This window comes from Clostridium sp. C8, from assembly GCF_001010885.1.
Taxonomy (GTDB): Bacteria; Bacillota; Clostridia; order Clostridiales; family Clostridiaceae; genus Clostridium; species Clostridium sartagoforme.
Map to the genome: position 1 here is coordinate 46,831 of NZ_LBMX01000103.1, position 14,422 is coordinate 61,252.

18 protein-coding genes are annotated in these 14,422 nt (G+C 31.3%); all 18 read right to left on the reverse strand.

Annotation, left to right across the window (positions count from 1 at the left end; translation table 11 throughout):
* Window positions 1-208: 208 nt before the first annotated feature.
* On the reverse strand, window positions 209-1,210 hold the full coding sequence (locus tag AAT22_RS16630) for a hypothetical protein (protein ID WP_047002077.1): 1,002 nt from the start codon (window positions 1,208-1,210) through the stop codon (window positions 209-211).
* The gene (locus tag AAT22_RS19330; protein WP_172655033.1) at window positions 1,188-1,352 is read right to left on the reverse strand and encodes a hypothetical protein; all 165 of its coding nucleotides are present in this window, start codon (window positions 1,350-1,352) and stop codon (window positions 1,188-1,190) included. The genes AAT22_RS16630 and AAT22_RS19330 overlap by 23 nt, the downstream gene beginning before the upstream one ends.
* A gap of 14 nt (window positions 1,353-1,366) precedes the next feature.
* Window positions 1,367-2,197 (reverse strand): C39 family peptidase, encoded by an 831-nt coding sequence (locus AAT22_RS16635; protein ID WP_047002078.1) that lies wholly within the window; start codon window positions 2,195-2,197, stop codon window positions 1,367-1,369.
* Between the two features lie 14 nt (window positions 2,198-2,211).
* Window positions 2,212-4,050: a DUF87 domain-containing protein gene (locus AAT22_RS16640; RefSeq protein ID WP_047002079.1), complete on the reverse strand. Its 1,839-nt coding sequence runs from the start codon at window positions 4,048-4,050 to the stop codon at window positions 2,212-2,214.
* A 2-nt stretch (window positions 4,051-4,052) separates the two neighbouring features.
* Window positions 4,053-4,253 carry a hypothetical protein gene (locus AAT22_RS16645; protein ID WP_016207412.1) on the reverse strand — a complete coding sequence of 67 codons (201 nt, stop codon included), beginning with the start codon at window positions 4,251-4,253 and terminating at the stop codon, window positions 4,053-4,055.
* Between the two features lie 20 nt (window positions 4,254-4,273).
* Window positions 4,274-4,948 carry a hypothetical protein gene (locus AAT22_RS16650; RefSeq protein ID WP_016207413.1) on the reverse strand — a complete coding sequence of 225 codons (675 nt, stop codon included), beginning with the start codon at window positions 4,946-4,948 and terminating at the stop codon, window positions 4,274-4,276.
* Between the two features lie 12 nt (window positions 4,949-4,960).
* Entirely contained in the window at window positions 4,961-5,338 is a 378-nt protein-coding gene (locus AAT22_RS16655; protein ID WP_016207414.1) for a DUF3846 domain-containing protein, read from the reverse strand.
* Between the two features lie 18 nt (window positions 5,339-5,356).
* On the reverse strand, window positions 5,357-7,084 hold the full coding sequence (locus AAT22_RS16660; RefSeq protein ID WP_016207415.1) for a hypothetical protein: 1,728 nt from the start codon (window positions 7,082-7,084) through the stop codon (window positions 5,357-5,359).
* 76 nt (window positions 7,085-7,160) lie between these two features.
* Window positions 7,161-7,709: a DUF6550 family protein gene (locus AAT22_RS16665; protein WP_016207416.1), complete on the reverse strand. Its 549-nt coding sequence runs from the start codon at window positions 7,707-7,709 to the stop codon at window positions 7,161-7,163.
* Between the two features lie 147 nt (window positions 7,710-7,856).
* Window positions 7,857-8,402 (reverse strand): hypothetical protein, encoded by a 546-nt coding sequence (locus tag AAT22_RS16670; protein WP_016207417.1) that lies wholly within the window; start codon window positions 8,400-8,402, stop codon window positions 7,857-7,859.
* Window positions 8,393-8,806 carry a DUF4320 family protein gene (locus tag AAT22_RS16675; RefSeq protein WP_156174352.1) on the reverse strand — a complete coding sequence of 138 codons (414 nt, stop codon included), beginning with the start codon at window positions 8,804-8,806 and terminating at the stop codon, window positions 8,393-8,395. Before AAT22_RS16675 ends, AAT22_RS16670 begins: the two co-directional genes overlap by 10 nt.
* A 3-nt stretch (window positions 8,807-8,809) precedes the next feature.
* Window positions 8,810-9,682 carry a hypothetical protein gene (locus AAT22_RS16680; protein WP_016207419.1) on the reverse strand — a complete coding sequence of 291 codons (873 nt, stop codon included), beginning with the start codon at window positions 9,680-9,682 and terminating at the stop codon, window positions 8,810-8,812.
* A 57-nt stretch (window positions 9,683-9,739) separates the two neighbouring features.
* A complete protein-coding gene (locus AAT22_RS16685) occupies window positions 9,740-10,024 on the reverse strand; it encodes a helix-turn-helix transcriptional regulator (protein WP_016207420.1) in 285 nt (94 codons plus the stop codon).
* Window positions 10,017-10,382 carry a type II toxin-antitoxin system RelE/ParE family toxin gene (locus AAT22_RS16690; RefSeq protein WP_016207421.1) on the reverse strand — a complete coding sequence of 122 codons (366 nt, stop codon included), beginning with the start codon at window positions 10,380-10,382 and terminating at the stop codon, window positions 10,017-10,019. The genes AAT22_RS16685 and AAT22_RS16690 overlap by 8 nt, the downstream gene beginning before the upstream one ends.
* A gap of 76 nt (window positions 10,383-10,458) precedes the next feature.
* A complete protein-coding gene (locus AAT22_RS16695; protein ID WP_016207422.1) occupies window positions 10,459-11,388 on the reverse strand; it encodes a hypothetical protein in 930 nt (309 codons plus the stop codon).
* The gene (locus AAT22_RS16700; protein ID WP_016207423.1) at window positions 11,385-12,749 is read right to left on the reverse strand and encodes a CpaF/VirB11 family protein; all 1,365 of its coding nucleotides are present in this window, start codon (window positions 12,747-12,749) and stop codon (window positions 11,385-11,387) included. The genes AAT22_RS16695 and AAT22_RS16700 overlap by 4 nt, the downstream gene beginning before the upstream one ends.
* Entirely contained in the window at window positions 12,749-13,606 is an 858-nt protein-coding gene (locus AAT22_RS16705; RefSeq protein ID WP_047002080.1) for an ATPase involved in chromosome partitioning, read from the reverse strand. Before AAT22_RS16705 ends, AAT22_RS16700 begins: the two co-directional genes overlap by 1 nt.
* Complete coding sequence (locus AAT22_RS16710; protein WP_047002081.1) at window positions 13,596-14,411, reverse strand: RcpC/CpaB family pilus assembly protein; 816 nt, start codon at window positions 14,409-14,411, stop codon at window positions 13,596-13,598. Before AAT22_RS16710 ends, AAT22_RS16705 begins: the two co-directional genes overlap by 11 nt.
* Window positions 14,412-14,422 lie beyond the last annotated feature (11 nt).

Consider the following 14,422-nt stretch of genomic DNA (forward strand, 5'->3'; position numbering starts at 1 on the left):
TATTGTCCACTTTTTTCTATCATATACACTTTCATTTTTCTATTGAATAGCGGTAGAAGTTGAAGCAATATATAATCTAGAAAGTTTTTGTTTGAGGAATATTTTTGAGAAGATTATAAGATAAAATGTATTTTTTTCATACTTGGTAGTTTTGATTTATAGACCTCTTGCAGCATTCATTTTCTTTCTCTGAAACCACCTCACTTAATTAAATTTCTATAATATAATCGATTAAAATATCTTTATATATTTTATCATTAGCACTACCGTCAAAAAGATTAGAATTGTATTCTAAAAAGTAAACTCTATTATCTTCACTTGAGGTAAGCTTCTTTAAATTAATTCTTCCTGTTTCATTTGAAAAGGTGAAAAGTGTGCTTATCTTTTCATCTATTATTAATTTTAATCCTCTATTTAGATATGACAATTCATAAGGTTTACTTCCACTACATAAAATTTTTACATCACAAGCTTTAAATATTGATAGGCTAGAAATGTTTAGTACTCCTAAGTCAAATATATTAAAATTATAATCATCAGGAAACTGCTTATTCAAATAGTACTCTATACCTTTATGTTTAAAACAATTATCTGTTTCCTTTGAAAGGTCATGATATACTGCTATTTCTTTTAAATGCTCATTATTATTTGCTTCTGTGTAACTTACCATAGCACCTATCCCATGCAAATAATTAGCTAAGTTAAAAGCAGTTGTGGTTGTACCAACTCTACTTTGTACACCTGCAACTGCTATTTTTATATTCTTATGTTTAAATATATATTTTGATAAGCAGTTTGTATCATCAGCTACCCTGTAATCTTCAATTGTCATACCCTGTTCACTAACACATTTTAAAATTTGTTCTTTTATTTTTAAAACTGTTGTTGCTATTATAATGTTATAAACTTTTTCCTTAGTAAGTTTTTGTATAAGATTATCTTCTATCTGTAATCCTTCAGCAAAGATGATTATTCTTATATCATACATAGTTTTAAATGCAACTAAGGCTTCTATAAGTTCATTTTCATTATCTTTAATAGATTTTAAATCTACAGCTACATAACTATAATGGCTTAAGCTTCTCATATCATGAATAACAAACTTCTTAAGATAAAACTCTCCAGTTAATTTCTTTATTATAAATTCTTTTTCTTTTATTAGAAAATCAAATATGCCTATATTCTGGTTACTTGATAGGTAAAGAAGCATTTCTCTCACTCCCTTGAGTAATTTTAAAATCTGATGGCAATGTTATTGGCTCTCTTTGTGGCTTATAAGTAAATAACAGTACTATGCCTATAACCACAATAATAACGTAAACAAATAGCTCAATTAATAATTTCTTTTTCATTGTTTTCCTCCATCCTATTTGCTGATAATCCAAAATGGGCCGCCTGCCGAAGCTCCTTTATTTGTTTCGTTTAAGATGATAGATAAATCCCACACTTGTTCACTTCTTTTTCTGCTTACAGGATCAGCAACTAATATCTTTCCATCCTGTGTTACTCCTCTTAGCACTATGAAATGACCTGAGCTTGTAAAATGCCCTTTTGCCATAATTGCAATTATGAGTTTTCCTTGTGATAGTTCATCTACTAATTTTTGAGGCTCATTTTGCTTAACTCCTTCAACCTTTAAGCCAAAATGTTTTGCACCATCTGGAATTAAGCTGTGAAAAGAACCTGCACCTTCTAAGTAATATCCATTTTCATAAGCCCATTTGCTCATTTGAACAGGGTCAACTTTTTTATCTGTAAGACTTGAAACTACTATTGAAAGTGAAGTTGGTCCGCAGCCACTTCTTCCTATAGTTCCTGTTTTTCCGTAGGGTGTATCTTTCCATCTTGAATCTGCTTGATTATAATAAACAACTTCTGTTTTACCATCTTTAAATGAAACTCCAGAAAAGTCTAACCCACTGCTTTCTATATAGCTCTCATCATTTGGATTTACAAGCTGTTCATAGCTGTAACTGCTTGTTATGTCTTGAACGTAGTTTAATTCATTGCCTATAAAAAAGTGAGATATTGCTTGAAAAGGATTAGTCAGTATATAAACTAAAAAGGACAAAATTAAAAGCACCGCTATTAACGGTGCCAAAATAATTAATAATGTTTTATGTCTTTGTTCTTCATCTTTTACAGACTGCAGTGCAATCTTTGCTATAGTTGCTGCTGTTTTAGGATCAATTGCCATTAGACCACCCCTTATTATCTTCCTCCTGCTTTACCCATATAAGCAAATTTGTACTCTGGTATTTCAAATACTACATGCAGCCTTTTAGAACCAATCATAACTAGAGCATTTCCTCTCTTTTTGCTTGCAAGTAGTTCCTCTTCGGCATCTGTAAGATTGTAAAGCTCTTTAGTTTCTTGTAAATTTCGCCCATCAGTACCCATAATTATTTTAAAGCATGGTATATCGAGTAATGCCTGTCCATACATTTTGATTTGCGGGTCTAGAAAGTCTACTACTGAATGGCTTATTATAGCAATGCCAGCTTCATATTTTCTTGCACGCTTTTCTACGTTTCTTAAAAACACTAGACTTTGAGGTACATTAGGGTCAATCATTAGGTACGCTTCATCACATATAAGCAGCACCCTTTCATTTCTATCTTTACTCATCTCCTGCCAGCACCAAGTAAGTATATTAAAGTACTGAGTTCTTTTGATATTATCATTGGTATTTTGTAAATCATGAGTATCAAGACATATACATCTAGTATTTGTTTTTATAGAGCTGTGTCCATTCCATAAAAAAGAATCGCTGCCCATAGCAATATCTTTTAAAAGTAAAGCAATGTCAGCAAATATGTTTTGTTCACTTTCCTTGCGTGTTTTTTCTTTATTCTTTGCCTTCTTCTCAATTAATTTAAATAGGTCATAAAAGACTGGGAAATCTTCATTATTTAACTTTGTTATGTCAGTATCCCAGCTAATATTAAAATTGTTGTAAAGCTCTATAATGCTGTTTTTAAGTATAGCTCTTTCTCTGTCTGTAAGTGACGGAAGGTAAAGGCTAAAGAAGATTTCTAAGTTTTTAATATAGATTGCCATATCTCCCATGCCATAACCTTCATCTTTGTAAAGTTCATCATCCTCATCTACAGGTGTAGGTCTTATTTGCAGTGGATTTATTCTTCCATTACTTCCTCCACCAGCATTAATCCAATCTCCATTCAAAGCTTCGCATAGCTCTTTGTATTCTCTTTCTGGATCTACAAATATAATTTTACTGCCTTTCATATATTCAGATAAGGCTATATGCTTAACTGCTGTAGACTTTCCAACTCCTGCTACGCCCATTATAACCATGTTAGTATTGGTTCTATCATTTCCTCTTTTCCAAGTATCCAGTATAATTAATCCTCCACTAGAATCTCTTGCAAAATAGTAACCTGTTCCATCATTATAACCGCTCGATGAAAAAGGAAATCCACCTACAAAGGTGGATAGAGGAACTATTCTGCTTACAATCTGCTCAATATTTTCATCTGAAGTATAAAAAGGTGAACAGTTTTTAAATGCATGTTCTTGCAAGTTCGATAGGTTTCTTGGCTTACATTTACTCATGGCACAGGTACTTTCCGTTTTTCTGCAAACCTTATTAAAACTTTCATCTTCTCTTGATATTGGCATAATAGTAATTCCCATAAATCCAACTGTTTCACCATTTTGGTCTATTTGCACCATTATCTTTTCTCCATCTAAAGCTGACCTTTCTGCCCTTTTCTGAGCTAGTGGATCTTTAGCACTTTCAGCTGCTCCACGACTTTGTATTACATTTCTTGAAAGACTTTCGATAAAAGAAGAATTATCAATTGGCTTAAAGGTTATACTGACAATTGTACTTGGTATATTGGTAATTTTAGAAAGCCACCCATAATCAACTTTTTGAGGATATTTAACTATTCCATATACTTTTCCCGTATTTTCACCTATAACTAAGCTGTTTCTTTTTATTTCTAGCCCCATTGGAGTAATTATATTTAGCAAGGATTTATTTAACAAAATTTCTTGATTTAAGTTATTTTTATTTTTTATCATTTTCACATCTCCATTTCATCTTCAAATTCATCCTTTATAAACTGATTTTCAGGCAATCTCTGAGGATTAATAGGCCTTCCTATCTCGTAGCTATCCATTATTTCTTTTCTATAAGCTTCTTCTGTTTCATAATAAATTGTCTCCATAACCTTACCTGTCATGGAGTAAAATTCAATCTTCCCATAATACTGTTTCTTTGCCATTTATAACTCGCCCTTTTCTCTTAAAAAATAGGGATAGTGGCTTCAAACTCACTATCCTCAATATTTGTATAAGCTGGATTATTAATAAGATTACATAGCCTTACTATATCCTGCTGCTTTAATATTTCACATTGTATATTTCCACTTTCAAGCTTTGACTTAAATTCATAGCATCTTTTAGATATTTCTCTTTCAATATCTTCTTCATACTTTTCCCAAAGCATTATATAAAACTGCCTTTCAACAACTTCTCCCGATAGAGCATAATTACTCATTACAAGCATTTCATTTCTTAGCAAATCCTTTTGCTTTTGATCTGCGCTATTTGAAATAATGCCAGTATACTCATTTATAAGTGGGGAAATATCTACTGGTCTTGATACCGCTAAAAACTTGTAAGACTTTTGTTCACTTGAAAGTTCTGCTGTAAGAGTTTTGCATAAAAGCTTTTTTTCTCTTTCTGATAACAAATCAATACTTATAGGATTAATTTTTATATACATGATAATGTGACTATCTCGTGTATATAAATATCGTTCTTTAATATCTTTTACATTTACAAACTCATTAGCAGTTTTTTGTTCTTCATCTTCTGCATTTTTAGCCTTCCTACTGCTTTTCTTTAGAAAAAATAATATTATCCCACCAACTACTAAACAAAGTAATATTATTAGAATAGGTATAATACGCTGCATTTTAAAGCCCTCCTATAATCCCATTTCATCTTCATAGTCTGGTATATAGACATCCATAAAAGCTGAATCCTCTACTTCTTCCTGCGAATAATGCTCTGGTTCCCTAAACCTTTCATAGTACTTTGAAATCTGTTCATCACTTAATGACACTGATTCCCCTTCCTCATTAAATCCGTAAAGAAAAAACGTACCAGCAATTATATCTCTGCCGATACGCCTATTTCCTTCAAGCCCTTGTATTTTACCTTCTTCATTACAAACAAGACTTGTATTATCATCTAAATCTACCATTTCTATTGAACCGCCAACTAATTCCTGCATGGGTTCCAACCCACTTTCTATTTCAGCAACATAAGGTCTTGCTTTAGGTGGTACTATTAATACTCTCATATTTTTTCAACTCCCTCTTTAAAATTGTGGGCCTATATGCCAATCATCATATAAGCTTCCCTTTATATTTACATAATCATTTACATTTGTTGAAAGCATTCCATCTGGTGTCCATACATCTATAACTTCTGCATATACAGAATATGTTCCATCTGGATACCATATTGGCGTGAAATGTGTTCTATTGTTGTAAGTAGAGTACTTATTTTTTCTAAGCTGAAAACTTGAATAATAGCCGCTATTTATCATATCAAGTACTCTATCATAAGTTTGATAATTAAACTCTGGATAATAAGATATTACATTTTGAGCTCCAGTTATTGCTGAAGCTGGTGCATTTGAATTTAAATTAGTAACTACATTCAAATTTATCCCATATCCTGACTTCATAGTTTTTGAATAGGCGGTAGGAGCTTTACTATCTGGCTTAACATTCATAGTAGCTGAAAAATTAGCATAGTATGCTATCCACCTGTATTTCCAATCTCCCCTGTCAACCCACTCTCCATTATCTTCCCAATGCCCTGAATCATCACCATCACTGACCCAATCCCAATCAGATTCCCACACCCATTTTGGCTCCCAATAGCAATCCCATTCTCCCCAAGTTGCAGATGTTTTTTCTACTTTACTTGGAATATTTGATTGAGAAAAATTATTATTTTTATCGTTTGCTGTTGGATTTGGTGGCGTTTTTTCTTTTAATTCAACAATATTAGCAGTAATAGAAGAACTTTTTGCAGCTGCTCCGCTTACACTTACTGCAATACTTAATGTTTGTGGTGTTTTAGGCGTATGCCATTTAAACCAAACTTTTTGTGATTCTCCTTCAGGAATATAAATATTATTTAATGTATAGTTTTGTCCGTTTACACTAAAGGTTACTGAAATAGGATTATCAGGTGTTCTTCTCTTATCCGTTTTTACAGTTATTGAACTGATAACATCTGTATCGCATCTATATTCATAGGTATTACTATCAACATCTACACCTTTATCCGCATCAGAAAATCTTACAATTCCAATTCCTAGATAACTTTTTATCTCTTCATCAGATACCTTTTGATCACTTCCTCCTGACCATGCTGGAAATCCCATATCAGAAGTTTGTAAATATAAAGCTAAAGGTAAATTTTTATGAGTTAAACTTACCATATAAGCTCTAAGCTGTCCTCCTAAAGCTTCATCGTATAAAGCTGCTTCATGTGCAGTCATTGCCATATATGCACCTTGAAAAGTGAAATAAGCTATAGGTTCAAGTAAAACTTTATAATCTCCATTTATAAGATTTTCATAGCTCATTCCTGTTATATCAGAAATCAATTTTAATGCATATTCTGAACAGAAATATTTTTTAGTTGCTTCTATATTTATTGAATAACTGCTTGAAGCAATTATTCTAGGCAAAGGTTCTGAAGGTTGATATGAAACGTATCTATTTACTTGTGGACTTAGACTATCTCCATTTCTATATTGAATTTTAGATACTTTGCCAAAATGCACAATAGATGATGGCTGATTCTGATTAGAAAAATCAATCGGTTCTGTAACTGGCATTTGATCCTTTGTTCTTATTATAGTTACTCTAACTCCATCATTACCTGGATTCCAGAAATTTTGAGAAGAGCCATTTCCCATTCCGCCTCCTCCACCATCAAAATTTCCATCTCCTACTGCATAAGCATTGCTAGGAATTGAAAACAACACCATAAGCAAACAAATTAGAAATGCTGTTATTTTCTTCATTTAGTTTCACCTCCAAAAAATTAGAGAGTACAGTTTTATCTATACTCTCTTCACAAATTAAAATATTCAGTTTTATTTAATCCATTTTTCCTACTTGTTTATTTATATCTCCTGATGAGTTTACTTTAACACTACTATTAGAGCCACTATCCTTTACCCATCCAAAACCTGGGACATATACCTGACCACTGCTATTTTTCTCCCCACCCTTTGGTGTTGTATCAGCATTGGGCTTTACTTCCTTTTCTGTGTATGTTGGTACTTTATTTTTATCTGTAATATTATCTTGCGTTTTAGGTTTTTCTTTTGGGGGATCTGGCTTTTTAGGTGTTTCTTCTTTTTTTGCTGATTCATTGCTTACAACCTGTGGACTTATAGCATCCGAATTATTTTGAGTTTTCTTTTCTGCACTATCATCAATAGCAGGAGTTACTTCTTTTTTATCATCAGCATTTGTAACCTCATTAACATTAACTTTTTTATTTTCCTCTGTTAAAACTTTATTATCTTTCGCTACACTGCCTTTATTAGTATAAGCTATTAATCCTATTCCAAGTCCTAAGGCAATAATAAGCAATACTGATACTGTCATATTCTTCTTTAAATTAAAATTAAGTTTTCTCATTCTCGTTTCCTCCCTTAATTTTTTTACATAAGCAGTTTTTTTACGCTTGTTAAAAAATAAACATATTTTTTGTACTTTGTCCAGATATTTTTTATAAAATTTTATCCACATTTTACCCACACGCTCTTTTGTGGATATGTTTATAACTTAGAATTTTTCCGTATAACCTGCATCAACTTTTAATGTGATTTGCAATGTAGGCAGTTTATTCCATCCAAAAGATGAAGGTACCTCTAAATCAATTATAGCCTGAGCTTTAAACTTTTTAGCATTCTCTGGATCTGATGGTGCTAATGGAGCATTTACAAAACTTATCTTTAAATTTGAAAGCTTATACTCCTCTTCCTTTGAAGTGTATTTAGTATGGTAATCTCCTTGCTTTTCTAATCCTAAAAGCTTATCAAGATATCCATAAACATCTCCTGTATCAATCTTACTTTCCCATAAATTCGAAGAAGATAAAGTATAATCTCCGCTATATCCTTCACGTAGTCCATTGTAAATTTCATCATAGTTTTGAGAGGCTATAGATATTATAGAAGTTTGAAGTGCATCACGAACTCCCTTAGCTATAAGCTGTAGCCTCATATATTCTGATACAGCACTAAATATTATCATAAGAGCTAAAACCAATGCACAAGCAAGTGGTAGTGCATTTCCTCTTTTTTCTTTCAATATCCTTTTTACTTCCAATACACTTCACTCCTTCCTGTAGCCTTTGAATTGATCTCTATAGGAAAAGATCCAAAACTAAAAAATCCTATATCAACTGTACTTGATACATTGACAGTCATTTCATCATTTAACTGCACTTTATTTGTTCCACTAATGTAATCTGCTTGCCATGTTATTTTAGGGCTTATACCAGTTTGTTCATTTAAGCTTTCTGCCTTTACACTAATTTCTGTTCCAACCCTTCCTGTTATTTCTGCTGTTCTCATAATTTCCGTGGCATAAGTATTTAATTGATTTTTAGCTACAAATACAGGAAATAATTTAACTGCAAAGGCAATTACAAGCATAGCAGCTAAAACAATTACTACTGTATCCACATAACCTTCACCTTTCTTCTCTTTTAATAATCTCACTGCTACCACCCCCTAGAACAATTTTCCCATTGTATTCATTATCTGAATTCCCATTACTGCTAAATACATAAAAACAAAACACATAAGCATTGCAAATGAATATTTTCTTATTTTAGCTGGCTGTTTTGCTGCTATGGTTTTAAGTCTTTGAAGTTCTAATTGCTTTAAATCATGAGCTAGCATTTGAAAATATACAACCCCATCATCACCACGAAGCACACTTATAAGACCTCTTACAACTTCAGACAATGCCGAACTTCCTAATCTTGTTTCAAATCTTGTCAAAGCTCCCTCAAAACTTCCTGATTTCATATCTGCTACAGTTATCTCAAGTTCTCTTTTCATTGAAGCTCCTGCATTTTGTTTGTAGGATTCAAGAATCGATAGTATATCTCTACTTGCCTTCAATTCTTGAGTAAGAGTAGCTGCAAACCTTGGAAGTTCGTATTCTATTTCTTCTCTTTTATTTTTAACCTTATCCTCAGCGGTTTTTATTTCTTTAAAATATACCGCAACTGATAGAAACACTGTTACTGGTGCTATTATTGGAAAAATAAATAAAGCAGGAATAATACTCAAAAGTACTAAACCTGCTTTAACATAAGCTTTTGCTATATATGTTTCTGGTGTAAGATTTATTTCTGCTGACTTTAGTGTTGCTATAATCTTTCTTCTTTTGTAATCATTAAGCTTTATCATTTTTGAAAGCTTTACTGACATCCTGAGAATGTATACTTCAAAATTATGAGTTTTTTTCTTTTCTCTCCTGCTAATACTTAATATTGCCCTTGAAGCTTTAATCTCTGGAAACTTTAATATATCTGCAATTATCATGTAAATTCCAAAAGAAAATAGACAGGAGAATATAAAAAATATAGTTAACATTTTTTCACCTCGCAAAAACACGCAGTGCTTTTGCTCTGCGTGTAAAATTATTAAATATTATCTTAGTTCTATATGAATTTCTTTTCCTAGCCCTTTTGCAAGCTTACTTAAAAAATCTAAAGAAGGATTGTAATTTCCACTTTCAAGCCTGCTAATATTTGATTTTTGAGTTCCCATTCTGGAAGCTAATTCTTCTTGTGTTAAATTTAATTCTCTTCTTGCTCTTATTACTTCAGAAATCAACTCATATCGTGGCTTTAGCTTATTATATTCTTCTTTGAATTCGCTATCCTCCATAAGCTCTTCTTTAATAATAGAGAAATCAACACTTGCTTTACTCATCTTCACACCTCTTTTCAAAATCTTCTTTATATCTTTTTGCTTTTTCAAGTTCTAGCTTTGGCGTTTTATCTGTCTTTTTAAGAAATCCATTCAGCAATACAAAAGTATCTCTATGATAAGTGAAGTAAAATATTCTTGATGCATCTGATCCCAATTTTATTCTTAATTCATATATTCCCTTGTATTGTTCCCCTTTAATCGGTTTTACATAAGGTTCTTTTAAATAAATGCCATGCTCTTGTAAAAGTTCTATTTCACTATATGCTTTTGCTCTCATTTTAGGTGAGAGTGACGATAAAAACTCCATTACAGGGATGTTACCATTTTCTCTTTGGTAGAATTCAACCTTCCAATCCACATTTATATCTCCCTCTTATTTAATATATGCATTTATTAATTATATGTTATCATATATGATAACATCAGTCAATGTTTTATCTCCTGTACTCTACAGGCTTGGTCAACTTTATTACAGCTGCTAATGATACAAATATTACAGTAGTACAAATAGCAAGTATTGCTTTACCAAAACTTGTAAACATCAAAGTCTGGTACCATTCTTTATTTAGAAAATACATTAATGGTATATTTCCTATCAAAAGAATAGTCATAGTTATAAATTCTTTCATTGGCTCATAAAGAAGATAATCTAGCTCTGCTCCTACTATTCTCATATCTGAAAGCTTAGATACAATAGGTGTTAAAGTATTTTTCAAATTTTTATCTTCCTGACAGGCAATTACTGCATCTATCCATTCTCTAAATACATCATTATCTATTTTTACTTTCAAACTTTCCAGTGCCAATTTAATGTTTGAGTTTATAAGCTTTGTTTGTGTCAAAAAGCTTTTAAAAACATCTGAAACTGGTGGATTTATATAAGTTATATTTTCATCTACTGCGGTTAATATACTTTCACTTCGCATATAGGATGTAGTTATTACTGAGAGAGCTGTTTCAAGTTCTGCATTAAGCTGCTTTTTAAAAAAGTTTGCTGTGAACTTTATATACCAGAAAGGTATTAATGCGAATCCTATACCAAGTACTGGAACTAAGAAAAAGTTATTCATAGAAACTGCTATAATTATTCCCATTACAAATAAGAAAAAAGAAATAACACAAAGACTTGAAAACTTTTCTGTTTTCCCTGTAATCTTTAGTATTTCTTTTGTTTCCATTATGAGAAGTTTTATTCCCTTAGGCTTTTTCTTATTATTTGCTTCCGTAATCATTGCCTTCATTGATTTTTTCTTTCCCTTAAACTTACCTGCAATTGTTTCTAGAAATTCAAATGGCGATAGTTCTAATAATACAAAACTTCCTGCAATAATTCCTAAAAAAGCTATAATCTTTAGCAATGTCATTTTGATTCACCTTCTTCTACTTTTGTTTTAGTAATAATACTTTCAAGCACATTTAATGGCATACCATTTTCAAGAAGTCTTTTTTGTAAACTGCTTGATATGTTACCTACTTTTTCGTAATCTCCTATTATTTTTAGCTTTCCACTTACCACTTTATTTTCTTTAATGTTATAACGAAAAAGAGTATGAATTTGTCTTTTACCATTAGGCATTATTTCACACTCTGTTATTTCCATTATTTTTCTTGAATTATCTTCGAGCTTTTTTGTAAATAGAACAATTGGAAAAGCTTCTGTAACCAAAGAATATAATGTATCGTCATTTATATCATATTTCATTTTACATAAGGTCATCATACGAAAATAAGTAGCTTCACAGGAATTTGCATGAGTAGTAGTTATTACAGCATGTCCAGTTCTTGCTGCTTCCTGAGCTGAAAAAGATTCTTCACCCTTCATTTCTGCTACACATATATAGTCAGGGTTAAAGGTCAAAGCACTTTCTAAAAGTTTTTCCTGATCTATATTTTGACTTTTATCTTCACTATATCTTGTTACTGTATGAACAACATTATTTATAACATTTCCACTTTCATCAGTCTTTACAAGATCAAATTCTCTTGTGCCATTTTCTATAGTAAATATTCTTTTATCATCTGGAATAGTTGATAATAACCAGCTCATTAAAGTTGTTTTTCCTGAAGATGTAGCACCTGTAGCACACATACTTATGCCATATCTTAAACATATGCTTAAAAAATCAAGCATTTCTCCTGTGGCTGTGCCATTATTAACAAAATCCTCTTTTGATAATTTCTGTGGATTTACTATACGAATAGATGCAGAAACTCCTTTATCATCATCTATTACTCCAGTTCCAAATACAGTTATTCTTATTTTATTTGATAAATGACCTCTTACTATTGGTTGTGAATTATCTAAAATCATTCCTGACTTATGAAGCAATCTCCTTAATACGTCTATAGCATGTTCAGGAGAATTAAATTTATCTTCTGTTGGCAGTATATCTCCATTAGTATAGGTTATTTTTATGTCCTGCCATTGGTTTATATTTATTTCTTCTACATCTTTTCTAAATAAATATTTTGTAAGGAATGAGAACTCAACCATTTCAGAATATAGCTTTTCTATTAATTCATCAAAGGATAATCCTTCAACTCCTAAAGAATTATCTAAAATGTATTTTGATATATAAGAATTTATCTGTTCTTTTTGCTCTTCTGGATTATCTGAGATGAGCATAGAATATTTGCTAGAAATATATTCTTGAGCTTCTTGTAATATTGTTTGAAACTCTTTTTTATTTTTTCCTGTATTAAAAAATAATGCTGCATTGTTCACTACTTAGCTCCTCCTTTCCCATACGCAATTACTTTTTTAAATAATGAGATTTTCTCTTCATTCATTTTTGCTTTTCTAACTATTGGTGCTTTTTCTCTACTGATTTTTTCAGATGTTTCTCCCATAAGAAATGAAGCTAACCTTCTTATAGCTTCTTTATATTCTTGGCTATCCTTAGAATTCAAATCATTAAATAGTTCTCTGCTTAAAAATTTATTTTCTAGTTCTTCTACAAAAGGAAGTTCATAGCTTATACCTTTATATAACTCTTTTATCTGCTCTACAGGCTCATTTACTTTCATATTTGATAAAACCTTTATATGCTTATCTAAGTTAAATTTTCTGTCTGCAAGAAGTGGCAAATAGGAATTGAAATAAGAAACTGCTTTTAAATTACTGCTACAAAATCTTACTACACTATCTGCCATTTCAAGAGATACTGCCGATAATATGTCGTAAGCAAAAACACTTGAACAATCTATAACAACATAATCTGCTAAATGCCTTAAAAGTATTAAAAAATCTACTGCTCTTTCCTTTGAGTATTCAGCATAAGTAAATATGTTTTCTCCTTGTGTATATCCTAATAAGCTTATATACTTGTTTTTATCTAAGGTAATGCATTTTGAAAGTATGGTTTCTTGGTTAATCTCTGGTGCTGAAAGAATACTTCCAAGGGATTTTTCTTCACCTTTTACACTTGGCAGCAATGTCATAATCATAGGAGAAAATATATCGCAAAATACCACTATTACATTTTTCTTCTTTAAAGATATTTCTTTCGCTATTCTTATAGCTCCAGTGGTTTTACCACTGGATGGATTCCCCCATACTGCAATAATTTGATTATTTTTCATTCACATTTGCCCCCTGACCTAAGGATTTATCTAAAGTATTACCACTTGTCTTATTGTCTGTTTTTTCATTAAAAATATTATTCTGTGCATCTAAAAACTTTTGGGCATTTTCTTCTGTTCCTCTATAGACTAAGGATACATGAATTTTACTTTGATTTTCTAATTTAGCAAGGAGTTTAGCTTGAACTTTATTTACTAAAAGTGTAACTGTTGATGGCAGTTGATTTTCTGTATCATTACTGTTATCCTTGTTATTCTTGTTATTTTGTGAGTAAACATTATCTGAACCTTTGCTTGTAGTTACTGCCAATACCTTAACATATTGAAGCTCATTTGGTACTATAGTTTCTCTTAAATCACCATAATCAGAAGCAATTATAGAAATAATATCTCCTGCCTGAAGCTTACCTGAAAGTCCAGCTGCAAAACTCTTTATTGTTATAGAAATAGCTTCGCTATTACCATCAAGACTATAAAGATATTTATTTTCTGCTAATGGACTACTGGAAACTTTACTGTTTAAAATATAGTCACCTTTACTTAAATCTGCTGTCGCATATTTTCCTACAACACTTTCTTTATCTCTTAATACATCCTTCGGCAGATTATATCCACCTATTTCAACAGTTTCAAGCTTATCTGAACTTATGATATCTCCCTTTGAAACATCTTTTGCTATTCTTATAATCTTAACCTTTGATTGTAAGGCGTTGTTATATAATGGAGTAACAGCAAAGCATATGATAAGTGATAGTATAATTGATGAAAGTCCTACAATAGTTCTATTTTTTAATAAATTTTTCATTTTGAAATGCC

Excerpts from the sequence above, each read along its gene's own strand:
- AAT22_RS16685 (WP_016207420.1), bottom strand. The coding sequence starts at position 10,024 with ATGAGTAAAGCAAGTGTTGATTTCTCTATTATTAAAGAAGAGCTTATG.
- AAT22_RS16640 (WP_047002079.1), bottom strand. The coding sequence starts at position 4,050 with ATGATAAAAAATAAAAATAACTTAAATCAAGAAATTTTGTTAAATAAA.
- AAT22_RS19330 (WP_172655033.1), bottom strand. The coding sequence starts at position 1,352 with ATGAAAAAGAAATTATTAATTGAGCTATTTGTTTACGTTATTATTGTG.
- AAT22_RS16705 (WP_047002080.1), bottom strand. The coding sequence starts at position 13,606 with ATGAAAAATAATCAAATTATTGCAGTATGGGGGAATCCATCCAGTGGT.
- AAT22_RS16645 (WP_016207412.1), bottom strand. The coding sequence starts at position 4,253 with ATGGCAAAGAAACAGTATTATGGGAAGATTGAATTTTACTCCATGACA.
- AAT22_RS16630 (WP_047002077.1), bottom strand. The coding sequence starts at position 1,210 with ATGCTTCTTTACCTATCAAGTAACCAGAATATAGGCATATTTGATTTT.
- AAT22_RS16695 (WP_016207422.1), bottom strand. The coding sequence starts at position 11,388 with ATGACATTGCTAAAGATTATAGCTTTTTTAGGAATTATTGCAGGAAGT.
- AAT22_RS16655 (WP_016207414.1), bottom strand. The coding sequence starts at position 5,338 with ATGAGAGTATTAATAGTACCACCTAAAGCAAGACCTTATGTTGCTGAA.
- AAT22_RS16635 (WP_047002078.1), bottom strand. The coding sequence starts at position 2,197 with ATGGCAATTGATCCTAAAACAGCAGCAACTATAGCAAAGATTGCACTG.
- AAT22_RS16665 (WP_016207416.1), bottom strand. The coding sequence starts at position 7,709 with ATGAGAAAACTTAATTTTAATTTAAAGAAGAATATGACAGTATCAGTA.
- AAT22_RS16680 (WP_016207419.1), bottom strand. The coding sequence starts at position 9,682 with ATGTTAACTATATTTTTTATATTCTCCTGTCTATTTTCTTTTGGAATT.
- AAT22_RS16650 (WP_016207413.1), bottom strand. The coding sequence starts at position 4,948 with ATGCAGCGTATTATACCTATTCTAATAATATTACTTTGTTTAGTAGTT.
- AAT22_RS16710 (WP_047002081.1), bottom strand. The coding sequence starts at position 14,411 with ATGAAAAATTTATTAAAAAATAGAACTATTGTAGGACTTTCATCAATT.
- AAT22_RS16660 (WP_016207415.1), bottom strand. The coding sequence starts at position 7,084 with ATGAAGAAAATAACAGCATTTCTAATTTGTTTGCTTATGGTGTTGTTT.